Raw genomic sequence first — 17,352 nt, 5'->3', positions numbered from 1 at the left:
ATGGCCCTGCTTGAACTGGACGACGTGTCGAAGGCCTTTGGTTCGCTGAAGGCCGTCGATGGCGTGTCGTTCAAGGTCGAGGCCGGCGAGATCTTTGGCATCGCCGGCCCGAACGGCAGCGGCAAGAGCACGCTGTTCAACATCATCACCGGCATTCCGTTCGGCCCCGACCGGGGTCACATTCGTTTCGATGGGACCGCGATCAACGGCAGACCGGGACATGCCATCGCGCGCCTCGGCCTTGCCCGCACTTTCCAGCGCGAGACCAGTTTCGACGGGCTGACCGTGTTCGAGAACGCGCTGATCGGCGCCAGCTATGGCAAGCAGGAAAAAACGGCCGCGGCAGCCCGCGATGCGGCCGCCGAGGCGCTGGAATTCGTCGGCCTGGGCGCCGCGTCCTTCGGGCGGCTGGCCGGCGAGCTTTCCGTCTTCGAGCGCAAATGCCTGATGCTGGCCACCGCGATCGCCATGAAGCCACGCATGCTGTTGCTGGACGAACCGGCGTCGAGCCTGACCAAGCCCGAGATCGAGACGTCGATCGGACTGATCCGCCGCACCGCCGAACGCGGCATCACCATCCTCCTGATCGAGCACGTGCTGACCTTCCTGATGAGCCTGTCGCGGCATCTCCTGGTGCTCAACAACGGCCGGGTGCTGGCCGCCGGCGAACCGGCCGATGTGATCGCCGACCAGCGCGTCATCGAGGCCTATCTCGGAACCAGGAGGGCGGTGGCGTGAACCCCATCCTGACCGTCGAAGGCGTCACCGCCGGCTATGGCCGTGTCACCGTGCTGCACGACATTTCGCTGGAGGCCGGCCGCTTCGGCAATGTCGGCCTGTTCGGACCCAACGGCCACGGCAAGACGACGCTGCTGCGGACGATCTCCGGGCTGCTGCAGCCGAAGAGCGGCCGCATCCTGTTCGACGGACAGGATGTTGTCGGCCGCAGCGCGCGTGCCATCGTCGGCGCCGGCCTGATCCATGTGCCGCAAGGCAACCGGCTGTTTCCCGACCTTTCCATCGCCGACTGCATGGCACTGGGCGCCTATTCGCCGCGTGCCCGCCCACATGAGGCGGAGAACCGGGAGAAGGTGATCAAGCTGTTCCCGAAACTGGCGGAACGCTGGCGCCAGCGCGTGCGCACGCTTTCGGGCGGCGAACGACAGATGGTGTCGATCGGCACGGCGCTGATGAGCCATCCGCGCCTGCTGATCCTCGACGAGCCGACGCTGGGGCTCGCGCCCAAGATCAAGGACGAGCTCTGCGCCTCCGTCATGGACATTTCGCGCGGCGGCGTGCCGCTCATCGTCGTCGAGCAGGACATCGAGTTCCTGCTGGAGCTGACGCAGCAACTCTACCTCGTCAATCACGGCGCGGTGGCGACCGAGATCAAGCCGGGTGAAAGCCTCGACCACGGCGAGATCATGTCGATGTATTTTGGCCATTAGGACAGCAGCATGAGCGCACTGGCGGAAATCCTGTTCGGCGGCCTGTTCCAGGGCTCGCTCTACGCCATGATGGCGGTCGGTCTGGCTCTCGTCTGGACGACGATCGGCGTGTTCAACTTCAGCCATGGCGTGTTCATGATGCTGGGCGCCTACATTGCCTGGCAGCTGGTCGAACTCGGCCTGCCGGCAGCCGTGGCCTTTCCAATTGCCGTCGTCGTCATGGCCGGCGTCGGCTGGATCCTGCAGGCGAGCGTCGTACGGCCGCTGATCGGCCGGCCCAACATCGTGCTGGTCGTCGTCATCACCACGCTGGCCGCCGGATCGCTGATCGAGAACGGTGCCTTGACGATCTGGGGGCCGCGCTCGAAGCAGATCCCGGCGCTGATCGACGGCAATGCCACAATCGGTGGCGTCGGCGTTTCCCTGCACCAGATCGCCATCATCGTCATCACGCCGCTGATCTTGGCGGCGCTGTGGATGTTCCTCAACCGCACGCGGCTGGGGCTGGCGCTGCGCGCCGTGGCGCAGAACGAGGACGCCAGCCATCTGGTCGGGCTGAACGTCACCGCGCTCTACGGGCTCGCCTTCGCCATCGCCGCTTCGCTGGCGGGACTGGCCGGCATCTTCATGGGCGGCTATCGCTTCATGTCGCCGGTCATGGGCAGCGACCCGCTGCTCAAGGCGCTGATCGTCGTCGTCTTCGGCGGCATATCGAGCATATCGGGGCCGATCTTCGCCGCCTATCTGATCGGCTTCTTCGAGGCTGCCTGCAGCTATTATTTCGGCCTCTACTGGACGCCTGCGCTGCTGTTCGCCGTGCTGATCCTGACCCTGATGGTGCGCCCCGAGGGCATCTTCGCCAGCCGCTCGCGAGGCCTCGCATGACCGACACGACATCGCCGATCGCCTCGATCCGTAGGGAAGCGGCAAGCCCGGTCGCTCCCGGCCGCACGCCGTGGAAGCACGAGGCCGTCGGCTTCGTGCTTGGCTTCGTGCTGCTGGCACTGCTGCCGCTGGTCTTCGGCGACACCTATGCCCGCCACATCCTGATCATGGCCTTCATCTATGCGATCGTCGCGTCGAACTGGGATCTCAGCCTAGGCTATGGCGGCGTTTTCAATTTCGGCCATCTCGCGCTGTTCGGCATCGGCGTCTATGCCTACAGCCTGCTGACCAAGCTCAGTGCATTCGACCCGTGGATCGCGTTGTTTGCCAGCGGCATCATCGCCACGCTGGCGGCGATCCTGGTGACCATCCCGATCCTGCGGCTGAAAGGCATCTACATCATCCTGGTGACCTTCGGCTTCGCGCAGCTGGTGATGCAGGTGATCCTCAGCCAGTCCGACATCACCGGCGGCACGCAAGGGATCGTCCGCATTCCGGGGCTCTATGTGTTCGATCACAACATGATCCGCGACGGCAAGTTCGCCTATTTCTACATCGCGCTGGCGCTGCTGGTCGCGAGCACGCTGTTCCTGCGCGTGTTCGTGCGCTCGCGCGCCGGGGCCAGCATCGTGGCATTGCGCGACAATGAGGAATACGCCATCAGCCGCGGCGTCTCGATCGTGCGCCAGCGCATGCTGACCTTGGCAGCCAGCGCCTTCTTCACCGGCATCGCCGGCGCCTTCTACGCCGCCTACCAGCGTAATGCCTCGATCGACGTCTTCGGCATGAGCCTGGCCACCATCATCCTGTCGATGGTGCTGCTCGGCGGCACCAGCACGATCTATGGGGCGATCATCGCCTCCTTCGTGCTGACGATCTTCGCCGAGTGGATGGCCGATTTCGGGGCATGGCGCCCGATGATCACGGCGGTGCTGATCATCGGCGTGATGCTGGCCTATCCCAGCGGGCTGGCGGGCATGATCAAATCGGCATGGGGTGCCGTCGCCGGGCGGATCAACCGCCCGGCCTGACCACGTTGAAACAGCGGCGCCGCCTCAACGGACGCCGCACCAGTCGACAACGGATGCAGCGATAACCTTGGCGGTCTCGACCACCGATTCCACCTCGACATATTCGTTGGCGCCGTGGAAACCGTCGCCCGACGGGCCGAAGATGACGCCGTCGACCCCGGCACCGGCGTAATGCGCGGCATCGCACACGGCGACGAAGCCGCGCACCTGCGGCGCCTTGCCGACCACCGCCTTGCGCTTCATCAGCGATGTCACCAGCGGATGGTCGACCGGCGTGTTCATCGGCGGAAAATGCAGCCCACCGAGCTCCCACTGGATCACAGGCGGATTGTCGCGCAGCCAGGCGTCGGTCTGGGCGAAATGATGGACGAACATCTCGAAATCGCGGCGGTAGCCAGCCGAATTCTCGTCGGGCAGGAATTTCATGTCGAGGTCGAGCACGGCGACATCGGGAATGATGGCCGGGTTGGTCATGACCGTCGGCAGGCCATGCTCGCCAAGGCCGGTGCCGGCATGCATGACGCCAATGTTGATCGTGTTCATGCCGAGCGGCAGCAATGGATGCGATTTCGCCCGCGTCCGGTCCAGCTCGTACTGACGGACGGCGGCAATGAAGCGGGCGGCGATCTCGATCGCGTTGACGCCCGGCTCGAGCCGGTCGTTGTCGTGGCGCTGCGGGTAGATTTCATTGTAGCGTAGCGCCGAATGCGCGTTGCGGCCACGGATCGTCACCCGCGCCCATTCGAGCCCGCCTTCGACCGGCAGGACATCGCCCCAGGTCGGTTCGGCCACCAGCACCGCCTTGGCGAGCTTGCCCTTCTTGACCGCGTCCATGGCGCCGAAGCCGCCGGCCTCCTCGTCGACGACGGAGTGGACGGCCAGCCGGCCTTGCAGCGTGATACCCGCCTTGCGGATCGCATGCGCGGCGGCGATGCAAGCGGCGACACCGCCTTTCATGTCGACGGCACCGCGGCCATAAAGCCGGCCATTGGTGATCTCGCCACCGAACGGATCTACGGACCAGTCCTTGATCGCTCCGACCGGCACGACGTCGATGTGTCCGCACAGGATCAGGCTGCGGTCCTCGTCTCCGGCCCATTCGCCGACCAGGTTGGGACGGCCGGGCAAGGCGTCCCATTGTTCGGTGCGGAAGCCGTCCTGCTTGAGGATCGGCTCGAGCAGGGCCTGGACATCCGCCTCGCGGTTGATCGCCGCATTGACTTCGAACTTGGGATTGACCGAGGGAATGCGGACCATGTCGCGGGTCAATCCGATCAGCCAATCACGGTCGGCCTCGATCTCAGCCTGCACGGCATCGATGATTGTTTGGTTGTCAGGCATTTTCTCGGTCCCTTGGTTACGCTACGATAGCGGGAAGCGCCAAGCGCATCGGCGTCACTTTTTCTCGGCCCTGGATTTGTGGGCCGGCTTCGATGGCCCCGTGTCATCAGACGAGGCTGGTTCGGCGGCATCGAGCGTGACCGCGTTGGCACTGCGGATCTTCTCGATGTCCTCGATCCGCTTGCGGACCCCCGCGCCATGACCTTCCAGCGCATGGGCGAAGACGGTTTCCATCTGCGCGACGGCGGTCGCCAGCGTGTCGAACGGCGAATTGGCGTCGATCGCCGCGACCATGGTCAGGTCGGCGATATCGGCGATCGGCGACAGCCAGATATCGGTGAACAGCAGGACGGAGACGCCGCGCTCGTGGGCCTGTTGCGCAAAGCTCACCACGTCCGACTGGTAGCGGCGGTAGTCGAAGACGACGAGAAGGTCGCGCTTGCCAAGGTCGATCAAGAGGTCGAAATCGGCTGGGCTGAGGGAGCCGATGTCGCGCACGCCGGAGCGGAATTGCAGGAGGTAGCCGGCAAGCATTGAGGCGATATGCCGGCTGAAACGGCCGCCCAGCAGCACCACCTGCCCCTTGGTTTCGAGCAGCAGGTTGACGGCGCGCGTATAGGCTTGCAGGGGCACCGCCGTGCGTGTGCGCTCCAGACTGTCGGAAACCGAATGGAAATAGGCGAGTGCCGTGCCCTCGCTGGAGCCGCCCGGGCGCTTGGCCTCCATCATCAGAAGCGGCGAATGCAGCCTGGATTCGACCTCGGTGAGCAGGCGCGCCTGGAAATCGGCAAACCCGACATAGCCAAGCTTGGTCATCAGCCGCGTCACGCTCGGGTCGCTAACCCCGGCGCGGCGTGCCAGCCGGGTCGCCGTGCCCAGCCCGGACATGGGATAATCAGCTAGCAGGACCTGAACGATCTTTTCTTCCGCCGACGTGAACGCCAAGGTGGTGTTGGCCAGTTCTTCGCGGATCGACATGGTCATCGCCTCTCGCCGACGGAAAGACGATTATCTTACAATTTCATGCCGGATTGTCAAATTTGGAAAATATCTTACAGAGCCCAACGGGCGCCGCTGTGGAGGCCGCTGATTTCGCCCGACGGGACTGGGCCGTCGCGGCCGTCGCCAGCCTATTTGAAGCTGGCGATGGGCAGGAATTTCACCGCGGAACCAGTGAAGCGGCGGTGATCGGACGTCTGTCCTCGCGGCCGGAATCCATCGAGATAGACCTGCTCCGGGGCCGTGCGGATGAAATTGGCGGCGATGACGGGCGCCGCCGTCGGTTCGGCTCCCCTGGCGATGACGCGGCCTGCCGCAAGCGGCCGGCCGGGCGATGCGGCCGGCACGATAACGGCGGTGGCTTCGGGATCGAGACGTGGCTGGACACGGTCGGCCTTCAGGCTGGTCCTGACGCGCTCTTCGGGTTTCGACGGAGGGACCGCGATCCGCTGCCCGGCCAGCTTGTCGGGGCCGTCATCAGGATGATGCATGGCCAGCAGGGCACCGACAGCATCGCCGGATTTGGCCCCTTCCGGCTGATGCACCGGGCTCGTCTGGCTTTCCGGTCGCCATGTCGGCAACGGGATGTTGAGCGCCACCATGTCCGGCGCGACGCTCGCCGGAGCGGGATCCGTCTTGCCCAGGGGAATTTCGGCATTGGCTGATGCCGGCTTGTCGTCCGGCAATTCGGCGCGCGGCGCGAAGGCCGGCAGCGGCACTGAGCCCGGCGCCATGGCCATGACAGTCGCTTCAGGCCCGGCGAGCGGTTCTTCCGCAGGATCAGCGGCAGCCGTCTGGATGTCCGCAGGCTTGGCATCCTGCGGCGGCACGATAGCGATGCCCTGCCCGGCCGGCCCGGGTTCAACGGACTTTGCCGGTTTGCGTGGCGCCGGCGCCGCTTCCGCGACATCGTCGGACTCATCCGCGCCGCGACCCAAAAGCGTCGCCAGCAAGCCACGCGACTTGCGTTGGTTGCCATCGATACTTGCCAGTTCGATGTTGGGCGTGCCGGCGGCCTTGCGCGATTTGTATGAGGCAAACGCCTGCTCGTAGCCCGGCAACGGTTTGCCGTCGCTCGGCACATGCAGCGTGTTGCCGTTGGGGAAGACTCTGGCGAGTTCCTGGCGGCTGATGCCCGGCCAGTGCCGGACATTGCCGACATCCATATGAATGAAGGGCGACCCGGAGGTCGGGTAATAGCCGACACCGCCGCCCTGCATCTTGAGACCGATGTCGCGCAGCTTCTTCAGCGGCACGTCCGGCAGGAGGAAGTCCATCGCGCGGCCAACCATGTGCTGGCTCTCGCGGGCCACGCCCTTCGAGCGGCCGCGCAGCATGGCATTAGTCGCAGGCGAACGATAGGCGCTGACGATGTGGATGTAGGCTGTCGAGCCGCTGGTCCGATAGGCCTGCCAGACAAGGTCGAGCAGACGCGGATCCATTTTGGTCGGCTCGTTGCGGCGCCAGTCGCGCAGCATGAAATTGATCTTCTTCAGGCCGGACTGATCGTAGCGCCCGTTGCGCTTGAAGACGATCTCGGCCTTCTCGCCCGTATGAAGGTGCTGGATCTTCAGGGCACGCGTCTCGGCGAACGCGCTGGTGACGCACATGCAGAGGAACGCTGCCACGATGGCCGGCAGCCGTGTCCAACGATGGGAAGCGCCGGGCGGGTTTTGTTCGCTTTCAATCACGGTCATGCTTTGCACATCGTTTTTGTTTCGGGCGATTTGACGTCCCCGCCGGGATGAGGAGCTTCTTTTCGAGCCCTCGACCTGGCAAGCAGACTTGATCACGCAGACGGGCTCCCGTCCCCGTCATGTCGATGAACAGCATCTTGGTTAACGAATCGTGTCGGCGCTGGGAACGGGACGCTCCACCTCGACGGCCGCCCCGGACTGAATTTCAGCCAACCACTTCAGCGGAACAGAAATTTCGACACTTCCGGGTTGCCGCGCCGCCACATCACATTGTCCAGGAAGTAATGGTGCACGTTGATGAATATCCACGCGATAAAGAGGAAAAGCGACGAGCCGAACACCGCCTTGTCGTAGGGAACTAGGTCCGCCAGTGCCATCGGCACCAGCCAGAAACCGAGCGCCCCGAGAATTGCGCCGACGACGATGAACGCCAGCACGCGCAGCCTGTACACCGGTCCAAGAATGGACAGGATTTGCCATCGCGGCCTCTCGACGGCATCCGCGCGGTCGCGCTCGACATTGGTCTGGTAGCGCCAGACCACCGCCAGATATTGCAAGGAATGGAGCGCCGGCACCACCAGCAGCCAGAGCGGGTTCAACGTCACGAAGAGGATCCAGGCATAGAGGGACACGAGGTACGCGACGACGCCATTATACGGCAGCGCCCCACCATGCCTGCGCCAGCGGTTGATGAACATCACGGCGGTGGGGGGGGGGGAGGCGGCCGCGGTCGCCATGGCGATGGTGATGAGCCATGGCGGGACAGCGAAGGTGTAGTATTCCAGACCCCAGAACTGCCTCTCGGTGATCACCACGTTCGTCTGAAGCCAGGCGAACAGCCACACGGCGTAGCCGTTGAACAGCAACACCTTCTTGTCCTGATCGCTGAAGAATTTGCGCTTCAGCACGGCGTCCACCATCAGCATGCCGTAGCCTTGCTTGACGTAGTGCCAGCCGACGAAAAAGCCCATCGCGTTGGTCGCATTGCCGAGCAGCCGGGCGTTCCCCGTCAGCGAGCCATAGGCAAAGAAGGCGGCCATGGCCAACGGGACGACGATGCCCGCGAGGATATAGCGGATCTGGAGACTGCGGCCGTAGCCCTCGCCGCGCACCTTGCGCGCGAAATTGCGATAGAAGATCTGGTACGAATGACCGAAGTGCGGCTGGTTTATAAGATGGGAGAGCAAGAACATCGTCAGCGTCAGGGCCGCTTCGTATCTGAGCGGCACGAAATACAGCACCGGCAGGATGACAAGCGCGCTCCCGCCAAGCATGAAAAAGTCGATGAACGGGCCAAAGAGATATTTTTGCGGGGCAGCCGCGACCGAAGCCGGGGCGTCCGCCGAAAGGTGAAGTGCCATGGTGCCTTCTCCTTGTGATCGTTTATTTTAGCCATCGACCCGGGCGCCCGGCAAGCCGCTGGTGCGCGAAAATGACCTGAGCGGACGCAAGCCGAGGTTCCAAAGCAGGCCAAATTGAGGAAAGCGGGGAGAATCTGGTGCTGCGAGAGAGGATTGAACTCTAAGTTACTGCAACAAAATCAACATGTTACGCCAAATTTTGTAACATTGTGACGTCCGGCAGAATGATCTCGTCTATCGATCGAAGAAGGTCCATCCCCGGGGAACTGGGCCGCGCCTTTGCCTTGGCATCCTGTTGCGTTAGCATAGGCTCAAATTAGCTATGCCTGACGAATCGGATTTCGCTGAGGGGGCGAAGATTCATGGAGATGCAGCAGGTCCGTTACTTCCTGGCCCTGTCCAGCACCCTGAACTTCACCAGGGCAGCTGAAGAGTGCAACGTCACACAACCTGCGCTGACGCGCGCGATCAAGACACTTGAAGACGAATTGGGTGGAGAACTCCTTAGGCGCGAGCGCCAGCATTCCCATTTGACCGAGCTTGGGCGTCGCATGCTGCCGTTGCTGCAGCAATGTTACGATGCCGCCACTTCCGCCAAATCGCTCGCCAAGGCGGTGCAAAGCAGCGACGTGGCGCCGCTCAATGTGACCATTTCCAACAGCGTCAACATAGCGCTGCTGGTTTCGCCGTTTACGGAGCTTTTCCGTGCCTATCCCGGGGTCCACCTCAAGATCAACCGCGGCTCGCCAACCGCGGTCATCGATGCTCTCAAAAATGGGGAGGTCGAACTGGCGGTTGCCGGTTCGCTGGGGCAGGCTTGGGATCGCCTCGACACCTGGCCACTTTTCCAGGAGGGCATAGAGCTTGTCGTGAATTCCGATCATCCGCTTGCCCGCCGCAACGAAGCCGATGTCGCGCTGAGCCAGCTTGCCGCGGAGCCTGTGTTGAGCAGGATCGATTGGGAAACGAGCGAGGAGCTGTCGCGCTGCCTGTCGGCAAATGGGCTGACGCCGCGGTCCGCGCATGAGGTCGAGACCGACCACGATCTCCTGGCGCTGCTCGAAGCCAATGCCGGAGTTGGTTTCGTCTCGGTGACAGCACCACGCTCGCCAAACGTCCGTAGGCTCAAGCTGCGCGACTTGGACATATCGCGAGTCGTCGCCGTCTATGCAGTCGCCGGCCGCCAGCGTTCGCCGGTGGCGACGACGTTGCTAAACCTGTTGCGATCGACCGACTGGTCGACCTTTGGCGTCAGCGAGCCCGACTGAGCGCCCCGATCAAGTCGTCGATATCCATCCGACGGCGGTAGTCCGGATCAACGAAGCGATCCGTGATCACCCCGTTTGTGCCGACGACGAAGGTCGCAGGGATCGGCAGGAACCAACTGGAGTTGCCTTGAAACTTTGGGATGTCATACGCAACGCCCATCAACTGCTCCATCTCGGACCCGATCCAGATCGCAAGGTTGAGCGAAAGGGCGTAGCCATTGTCCATGTCTGTCAGGAATGGAAATTGGGCGCCTACGGCGGTCTTCATCGCCTTCGCGAACTTGCGCCGCTCAGGTATGATCGCGACGACCTGACCGCCCAGCGTCGCAATCTCCTGCTGAGCTTCGACGATGCCGATCGCATTCAACCGGCAATATGGACACCAGTGCCCGCGCTGAAAGGTGACCACGGCAGGCCCCTGGAGGAGGATGTCGCTCAGGCCGGTCAGTCTGCCCTCGTCGTCAGGCAGCAGGAATCCCGGCATGATGTCGCCGGGGGCCGGCGCCATGGCTCCGGCCTCCTGCTGCTCCAGGCGCTCCACGAGGCGGTCCACCGCATCGGCGAAATCCGCGTTCAGGCGGCGCACCGCGGTCGCAATCACGGCGAGCCGCTCGTTCAGCGGTGCGTCGAGCTCGATGGCAGCCTGGACGGACTGTTCGAATGTCATTGCCTCGTAGTCGATGGCCATTTCTGCGCTTTCAAGGGTTGCAGGCAGCCTATCATCAAAGCCCGCCGGCCATGGCCATGCTTTTCTCGCATGGTTTCGATACCCCGCGTGCATCAACGCAGGAGAGGTTCGTATTCTGTTCGCAGCCTCCCCTCAATTCGTTACATCATGTTCCTGATATCCGAGGCAAAGGTCGGGAAGCCGTAGACCGTTTCGGACAGCTGCGATGCGGTGATGCTGTGTTTCATGGCAAGCGCGAAAATATGGATCAGCTCCTCGCCGGCATGCCCCACAATGTGAGCGCCAATGATCCTGTCCGTAGTCTCCTCGACGATGATCTTTGACCACGCCACGGTCTCGACATAGGTCCTGGCGGACAACCAGCCCTGCATGTCGTTCACATGAATCTTTACGGCAAGCCCCTGCTCCTTGGCCTTGACTTCGGTCAATCCAACGCTGGCCAGCGCCGGGACCGTATAGAGACAAGCCGGTATCTGGCCATAGTCCGGGCGATGTTTCGCTCCATCGACGATGTTGCGACCGACGATGCCGCCCTCATAGGTCGCGACTGGGGAAAGCTGCGGAGAATTCCACACCGCATCACCACAGACATAGACGTCCGGGTTGGAACGCGAACGTAGGTGATCATCGATTTCGATACGGCCTTCGCGATGCACGATGACGCCGGCGCCAAGGTCGAGCCCCTCGACATTGGCTAAGCGCCCGGTGCAATTTACAACCCTGTCCGCCTCTACGACGCATTCGGCGCAATCCGCCACAAAGGTGACGCGCAACCGTCCATCGGCTTTGTCGATCCTCCGCACCCAAGCCAGTGTGCGGACACAAATGCCGATGCGTTCGCTCTCGTCGCGGATCCGGGCAACGGCATCGGCATCGAATGTTGCGAGCAGGTGCGGCAGCGCTTCGAGGATCGTCACCTTGACGCCGGCGCGCGCGTAGACGTGCCCCAGTTCGAAAGCGATGACACCGCCTCCGACGAATACCACTGCGCTTGGCAGCACCGGATCGCTGAGGACATCGTCGGAAATGGTCATATGATCTGCGCCCGGAATCGGAAGTGGACGCGGCTTCGAGCCCGTTGCGATGACAATGTTCCTTGCTTCGAGTTCGCGGCCGTTGACGCTGATGGCATTGCTGCCGATGAACGTGGCCTCGCCGACGATGATGTCGACGCCGCGCCTCGCCATCAATCCGGACAGGCGGGACGGTATGTCCCTGATGATGTCCTTTTCGCGTTCGATCAGGGCAGGCCAGTCGAGCCGAGGCTTGTCGATCGCGATCCCGTGCCGGTCGGCCCGTTCTATCTCATGGAGGGCATGGGCGGCCGCGACGAGAACCTTCTTTGGCGTGCAGCCGCGATTGGGGCAAGTGCCGCCGAGGTCGTGCGTCTCGATCATCGCCACCGACAACCCGGCTGCGCGCGTGGCCACCGTCACACCCATCCCGGCATTGCCGCCGCCGAGGATCACGACATCATACTTTTCCACTGTCTTGCGCTCCCGGGTTCAATGCAGTTTGACTCGCGGTTTTGTGCGCCGCGCAAAGATACCGGCGATCGTATCCAGCGTGGTGTTCAAAGACCCGTGCACAGCCTTGAGGTGCATCTTGTAAAGCGTGCGATACATCAGCCGGGCAAGCAGGCCTTCGATCTTCAATCCACCGATCAGGGTGCCAAACGAGCCGTAGTCGGAAAGCGAAACGAGTGAGCCGAAGTCGCGGTAGCGAAAAGCCGGCGCGGCTCGTCCCTCAAGACGCGCGGCAATCACCTTGGCAAGGTGGTGAGCCTGCTGGTGGGCAGTCTGGGCGCGCGGCGGCAAGGGATTGTCCTCGCCGGGCAGGACACAGCTTGCGCAGTCGCCGATCGCAAACACGTTTTCGTCGCCTCTGGCCCGCAATGTCTCATCGACGACCAGGCGATTGATGTGGTCCGTCTCGAGACCATCGAGCTTCTTCAGGAAATCCGGCGCCTTGATCCCGGCGGACCAGACGATCAGCTCCGCCGGCACGAATAGCTTCTCGCCAAGCCTGACGCCGTTCTCCGTCACCTCCGTCACCTTGATCCCGCAGCGTATCTGGACACCGAGGTCGCGCAGCAGATGCGCCGACGCACGTGCCAGAGGCTCGGGCAAAGCCGGCAGGATACGCGGCCCCGCCTCAACGATGGTGATGCGGATCAGCCTTTCGAAATCAATGTTGTCGAGATTGTGCGACGCGATCTCCCGCATCGACTTATGCAGTTCGGCAGCCAACTCGACGCCGGTGGCCCCGGCACCAATGATGACGCAATGAAGCTGGTCTGGGGACAGCTGCTCATATTGCGCATTGGCGCGCAGGCATGCGTCTATCATGCGCCTATTGAAGCGGGCGGCCTGATCGGCGGTATCGAGCGCGATGGCATGACGTGCCGCTCCAGGCGTTCCGAAATCGTTGCTGACGCTGCCAACGGCCAGCACCAGCGTGTCGTAGCCCAGCACACGTGGCGGGATGACTTGCCTGCCTTCATCGTCGAAGCTTGGGGCGACAAAGATCTGACGTCCGGTGCGGTCGATGCCGACGACTTCACCGATGCGGTATCGATAATGATAACGGCTGGCATGGGCGATGTATTCCACCGCATCGCTCGACGCGCTCAACGCACCGGACGCCACCTCGTGTAGAAGCGGTTTCCAGATGTGCGTGCGGTTGCGGTCGACAAGCGTGATCGAAAGTTGCCGTTTGCCGAACTTGCGGCCGAGGCGGGTTGCCAATTCCAGACCGCCCGCGCCACCACCGACAATGACCACGCGATGAAGCGAGCTGTCCGCATGCGATGGAGTTTCCGGTATGGCGCGGAAAAGCGCGGCGTTGTTGGCGAGCACGGCTTCTGGAACCAGCCGCATTCCCGGAGTGATGATCTGCATCTGTAATTTCCGTCTGTTTCCAGGCTTAGCCGCGCTCGAACAATTCACTCTTGCGATTCGTGGATGACGATGCCCTGCAGCATGTCGACGTCGCATTCCCACGGCTTTTCCGAGAGCACGCGCTGCCCGTGCTCGTATCCCGCCTGCCAGCGCGTGCGGATGCCTGAGCGGGTGAAGTCGATGTCCTTGGTGTGGTCCTCGCCGTCGAGGCGCGGCGAAAGCAGCCTGACAAGGTGCATGACCGAGGGACAGCCGTAGGAAGCGAGTTCCTTGAACATTGGATCCTCGCGCTGTTCTTCGGGGACGAGCCTCCCCATTTCGCGCACGACGTGGCGCAAACGATGCAGTTGCTCCTGTCGCGCCACATGGCTCCGGCCCCGGCTGGCGTATTGAAGGTCCTTCTGCCGCCCCATGACCTGCCAGATCGATTTCGGCTCGGTGGCAAGGGGCTGCCACATGTTGACGGCAAAGATCAGCGCATCGCGCCGGGGACGCGCGTCCAGCACGACCTCGATCGGCGTGTTCGAATAGATGCCGCCATCCCAATAGGGCTCGCCGTCGATACAGACCGCAGGAAACGCCGGCGGCAAGGCGCCTGATGCCATGATATGCGCCGCTGAGAGCGTCACCTCACGGGTGTCGAAGTATTTGAGCTCGCTGGTGTTGACGTTGACCGCGCCGACCGTCAGCCGCGTATGGTGCCGGTTGAGATAGTCGAAGTCGACCAGGTCATTCAGCGTCCGCTTGAGAGGATCGGTGCTGTAGTAGGAAGCATTCTCGACACCCACCTCGCGGTTCACCCCGAACATGGCACTTGGGTTCGGTTCGAAAAAGCCTGGGATGCCGCGCATCACCGTGCCCATATTGGCAAAGATATTGCTTGGAGCCATCATCCGGAAAAACTCGTCGAGCGGACTGACACGGCTGACGCCTTCCCAGAATTCCTGAAGCCTCGCCAGCCGAACCGTTGGTTCGTTTCCGGCAATCAACGCCGCGTTGATGGCACCGATCGAGGTGCCGATAACCCAATCCGGTTCGATGCCGCCTTCGACCAGCGCCTGGTAGACGCCGGCTTGATAGGCGCCGAGAGCGCCGCCGCCCTGCAGCACCAGCACGGTCTGGCGCTGGACCGAACCGTGGGGGACGTGGCCGGTCTCCGAGGCAGGTTCCGACGTCGAGGGATTTCGGTTGGTCTTGTTCATCGTTGCGCTCCTTGCTGCCGGTTTCAGTGGGCGGTCCAGCCGCCTTCGATCGGCATGATGGCGCCGGTGATCGAGGCTGCGTCGTCCGAGGCCAGAAACAGGCAGAGTGCCGCTACCTGGCCTACGGTCACGAACTGTTTGGTGGGCTGCGCCGCCAGAAGCACGTCCTTGATCACCTGTTGTTCGGTGATCCCGCGTGCCTTGGCCGTGTCCGGTATCTGCTTCTCGACCAGCGGCGTGAGCACATATCCGGGGCAGACCGCATTGACGGTAATGCCTTGCTCGGCGACTTCCAGCGCTACCGTCTTGGTCAGGCCAGCGATCCCATGCTTGGCGGCGACATAGGCAGACTTGTAAGGCGAGGCGACAAGGGCGTGGGCGGACGCAACGTTGATGATGCGGCCCCATTTGCGTTCCTTCATCGCCTGCAGCGCGCGCCGGATCGTGTAGAACGACGACATCAGATCGATCGCCACCACCGCCTCCCATTTCTCGATGGGGAAATCGTCGATGGGCGCGACGTGCTGGATGCCCGCATTGTTGACGAGGATGTCGACCGCGCCGAACTCGGCGATAGCCTTGTCCATCATTTCGGTGATCGCGCCGCCTTTGCTCATGTCCGCATTGTCGTAGCGAACGGTCACCCCATGATCGGCGGCAAGCCTCACCCGCAGCAGTTCGATCTCATCGGCATCGCCGAAGCCATTCAGGACGATGTTACAGCCCTTGGCCGCGAAGGCTTCGGCGATGCCTTGGCCGATGCCGCTGGTCGAGCCTGTGATGAGTGCCGTCTTTCCTCTGAGCATCGTCGTTTCCTTCGGTTGGAGCCATGGCCGGAAGGCATTGGCTGCGAGCAACGGGCTTGCGCGCCCAGGTCTGATTTCTGGAGCAAGTATGGCGAGCGTCTCGAAGCAGCGGAAATGCCGTTGAGACATGGATTCGATAGCCGAGGGTCAGAGCGTCGGTTCGACGCCGTCGCTCCATCCGCCTTGGCTTGTTTGACGCAAGGGCAGCTAGTAAGATTGCGCCGCAACACGGGTGCCGTATGCCTGCCCGCCGAGGGGAGTTGCCGTGGAAATCAGCCAGATCAGATATTTCTTGGCCGTCGCCAAGGAACTGAATTTCACCAGGGCGGCCGAACAGTGCAACGTCACGCAGCCGGCGCTTTCACGCGCGATCAAGCTGCTGGAGGATGAATTTGGCGGCGCGCTTTTTCATCGCGAGCGACGCTTCACCCATCTCACGGAACTCGGCCGCATGGTCGAGACCTATCTCGAGGGTGTTTTCGAGAACTCCCGCCAGGCAAAGCAGATCGCCGAACAATACGTGCATTTGAAGAAGACTCCCCTCAGGGTCGGGATCATGAGCACCATCGCTCCGGACGAGATCATCGAACTCATCTCGTCCGTCCGCACCCATCACCCGGGGGTGGAGCTCCACCTTTGCGATGCCGATGCGCCGAGTTTGCGCAGGCGATTGCTCGAAGGCGACATAGAGGCAGCAATCTATGCATTGCCGTCGAACGTGGCCGACGAGGAGGTGCATTCCTTGCCCCTGTTTCAGGAACAGATGGTGATGGCTGTTCACCTCACCCATCGGCTGGCCAACCAGCGGGTCGTGCGCGTGAGCGACATGAGCAATGAAAGCTACATCCACCGTAACAATTGCGAATTCGCTGGTTACGCTGATGCCATTCTGACCGAGCAAGGCGTCACGGTCAGTCCTGTCTACTGGAGCGATCGTGACGATTGGACACTGGCGATGATCGCCGCGGGGCTTGGCTTTGGCTTCATGCCTGAGCATACCGCCAAGCACCCAGGGGTGGTGTCGTTGCCGATTATCGAGCCGGAATTCTGGCGCGAGGTCAATCTCGTCACCGTGCGCGGTCGCAGGCATTCGCCGGCGGTTGGCGCACTGGTTCGCGAGGCGACGCAGAAAAGGTGGTTCGGCGAGCGGGCGAAGGCATTGTCCGCCGCCGAGTAGCCCGGCACCACCAGACACCGGCCTCGCATGCCCGGGCGTCGGATCTCCGGCACATGTGCGCGGGCTCAGTTCTTTTTGATCGTCGAGGTCACGGACTGAATCACCTCGGTCGCCATCTTGAATTGGGCCTCGCGGTCGGTGATGGCATGCCGTTTGGCGATCCAGCCGAAATCGCTGTAGGCGGCGTAAACCGCGCCATCCGCGGTCTGATAGACCAGCACGCGCACCGGCCAATCGAGCCCCGCTTCCGGATTTGATGTGATGAAGGTCGTGCCAAGCGCCGGGTTTCCGAACATCACCAGCCGCGACGGCCTGACATCATTGCCAGCGTTCTTGCCAAGCGTTGCCTGGTCGATAACGCCGAAGAACTTGATGCCTTTCTTGAGGACATCCTTCTTGATGCGGGCGACGGTCTCGGCGACGGAATAGCCGCTCTTCACAGTGACGACACCATCCGAAGCGGCAGCCGGAAGGACGATCGCCACCAGCATGGCGGCGCCGGAAATCATGGTTTTCAGGTAGTTGGTCATGTCAGTCTCCTTTGTTGAT

General features: G+C 62.6%; 16 protein-coding genes. 6 read left to right on the top strand and 10 right to left on the bottom strand.

The window, feature by feature from the left end; translation table 11 throughout:
- Genes LB568_RS17595 through LB568_RS17580 form a run of 4 tightly spaced genes read left to right on the top strand, consistent with a single transcriptional unit; the run spans position 1 to position 3,364 of the window.
- Positions 1–738 (top strand): ABC transporter ATP-binding protein, encoded by a 738-nt coding sequence (locus LB568_RS17595; RefSeq protein ID WP_224730767.1) that lies wholly within the window; start codon positions 1–3, stop codon positions 736–738.
- Positions 735–1,448 carry an ABC transporter ATP-binding protein gene (locus LB568_RS17590; protein WP_224730766.1) on the top strand — a complete coding sequence of 238 codons (714 nt, stop codon included), beginning with the start codon at positions 735–737 and terminating at the stop codon, positions 1,446–1,448. The genes LB568_RS17595 and LB568_RS17590 overlap by 4 nt, the downstream gene beginning before the upstream one ends.
- A 9-nt stretch (positions 1,449–1,457) precedes the next feature.
- Positions 1,458–2,333, top strand: coding sequence for a branched-chain amino acid ABC transporter permease (locus tag LB568_RS17585; protein WP_224730765.1), 876 nt, complete (start codon positions 1,458–1,460; stop codon positions 2,331–2,333).
- Complete coding sequence (locus tag LB568_RS17580) at positions 2,330–3,364, top strand: branched-chain amino acid ABC transporter permease (RefSeq protein ID WP_224730764.1); 1,035 nt, start codon at positions 2,330–2,332, stop codon at positions 3,362–3,364. The genes LB568_RS17585 and LB568_RS17580 overlap by 4 nt, the downstream gene beginning before the upstream one ends.
- 24 nt (positions 3,365–3,388) lie before the next feature.
- On the opposite strand, the gene LB568_RS17575 is transcribed toward LB568_RS17580, so the two are convergent.
- From LB568_RS17575 to LB568_RS17560, 4 genes are all read right to left on the bottom strand, one after another.
- Positions 3,389–4,705, bottom strand: coding sequence for a M20 family metallopeptidase (locus tag LB568_RS17575; protein WP_224730763.1), 1,317 nt, complete (start codon positions 4,703–4,705; stop codon positions 3,389–3,391).
- Between the two features lie 54 nt (positions 4,706–4,759).
- Entirely contained in the window at positions 4,760–5,683 is a 924-nt protein-coding gene (locus LB568_RS17570; RefSeq protein ID WP_224730762.1) for a MurR/RpiR family transcriptional regulator, read from the bottom strand.
- Positions 5,684–5,835: 152 nt separating this feature from the next.
- Complete coding sequence (locus LB568_RS17565; protein ID WP_224730761.1) at positions 5,836–7,401, bottom strand: DUF882 domain-containing protein; 1,566 nt, start codon at positions 7,399–7,401, stop codon at positions 5,836–5,838.
- 218 nt (positions 7,402–7,619) lie between these two features.
- Entirely contained in the window at positions 7,620–8,762 is a 1,143-nt protein-coding gene (locus tag LB568_RS17560; protein WP_224730760.1) for a hypothetical protein, read from the bottom strand.
- A gap of 362 nt (positions 8,763–9,124) precedes the next feature.
- Between LB568_RS17560 and LB568_RS17555 the strand changes: the two genes are divergently transcribed.
- On the top strand, positions 9,125–10,030 hold the full coding sequence (locus LB568_RS17555; RefSeq protein WP_224730759.1) for a LysR family transcriptional regulator: 906 nt from the start codon (positions 9,125–9,127) through the stop codon (positions 10,028–10,030).
- On the opposite strand, the gene LB568_RS17550 is transcribed toward LB568_RS17555, so the two are convergent.
- The 5 genes from LB568_RS17550 to LB568_RS17530 form a co-directional block, all read right to left on the bottom strand.
- Positions 10,014–10,718 carry a peroxiredoxin-like family protein gene (locus tag LB568_RS17550; protein WP_224730758.1) on the bottom strand — a complete coding sequence of 235 codons (705 nt, stop codon included), beginning with the start codon at positions 10,716–10,718 and terminating at the stop codon, positions 10,014–10,016. The genes LB568_RS17555 and LB568_RS17550 overlap by 17 nt on opposite strands.
- A gap of 140 nt (positions 10,719–10,858) precedes the next feature.
- A complete protein-coding gene (locus tag LB568_RS17545; RefSeq protein ID WP_224730757.1) occupies positions 10,859–12,205 on the bottom strand; it encodes a dihydrolipoyl dehydrogenase family protein in 1,347 nt (448 codons plus the stop codon).
- 18 nt (positions 12,206–12,223) lie between these two features.
- Entirely contained in the window at positions 12,224–13,720 is a 1,497-nt protein-coding gene (locus LB568_RS17540) for an NAD(P)/FAD-dependent oxidoreductase (RefSeq protein ID WP_224730756.1), read from the bottom strand.
- Entirely contained in the window at positions 13,663–14,820 is a 1,158-nt protein-coding gene (locus LB568_RS17535) for a patatin-like phospholipase family protein (RefSeq protein WP_224730755.1), read from the bottom strand. Before LB568_RS17535 ends, LB568_RS17540 begins: the two co-directional genes overlap by 58 nt.
- 23 nt (positions 14,821–14,843) lie before the next feature.
- Complete coding sequence (locus LB568_RS17530; RefSeq protein ID WP_224730754.1) at positions 14,844–15,626, bottom strand: 3-hydroxybutyrate dehydrogenase; 783 nt, start codon at positions 15,624–15,626, stop codon at positions 14,844–14,846.
- Between the two features lie 232 nt (positions 15,627–15,858).
- Between LB568_RS17530 and LB568_RS17525 the strand changes: the two genes are divergently transcribed.
- Positions 15,859–16,803, top strand: a complete 945-nt coding sequence (locus LB568_RS17525) for a LysR family transcriptional regulator (protein ID WP_318013284.1) — start codon at positions 15,859–15,861, stop codon at positions 16,801–16,803.
- Positions 16,804–16,868: 65 nt separating this feature from the next.
- On the opposite strand, the gene LB568_RS17520 is transcribed toward LB568_RS17525, so the two are convergent.
- Entirely contained in the window at positions 16,869–17,333 is a 465-nt protein-coding gene (locus LB568_RS17520) for a DUF302 domain-containing protein (RefSeq protein WP_412033916.1), read from the bottom strand.
- Positions 17,334–17,352 lie beyond the last annotated feature (19 nt).

The organism is Mesorhizobium sp. B263B2A (genome assembly GCF_020165775.1).
GTDB classification, from domain to species: domain Bacteria; phylum Pseudomonadota; class Alphaproteobacteria; order Rhizobiales; family Rhizobiaceae; genus Mesorhizobium; species Mesorhizobium opportunistum.
This window is presented reverse-complemented; position numbering and strand designations above follow the sequence as displayed.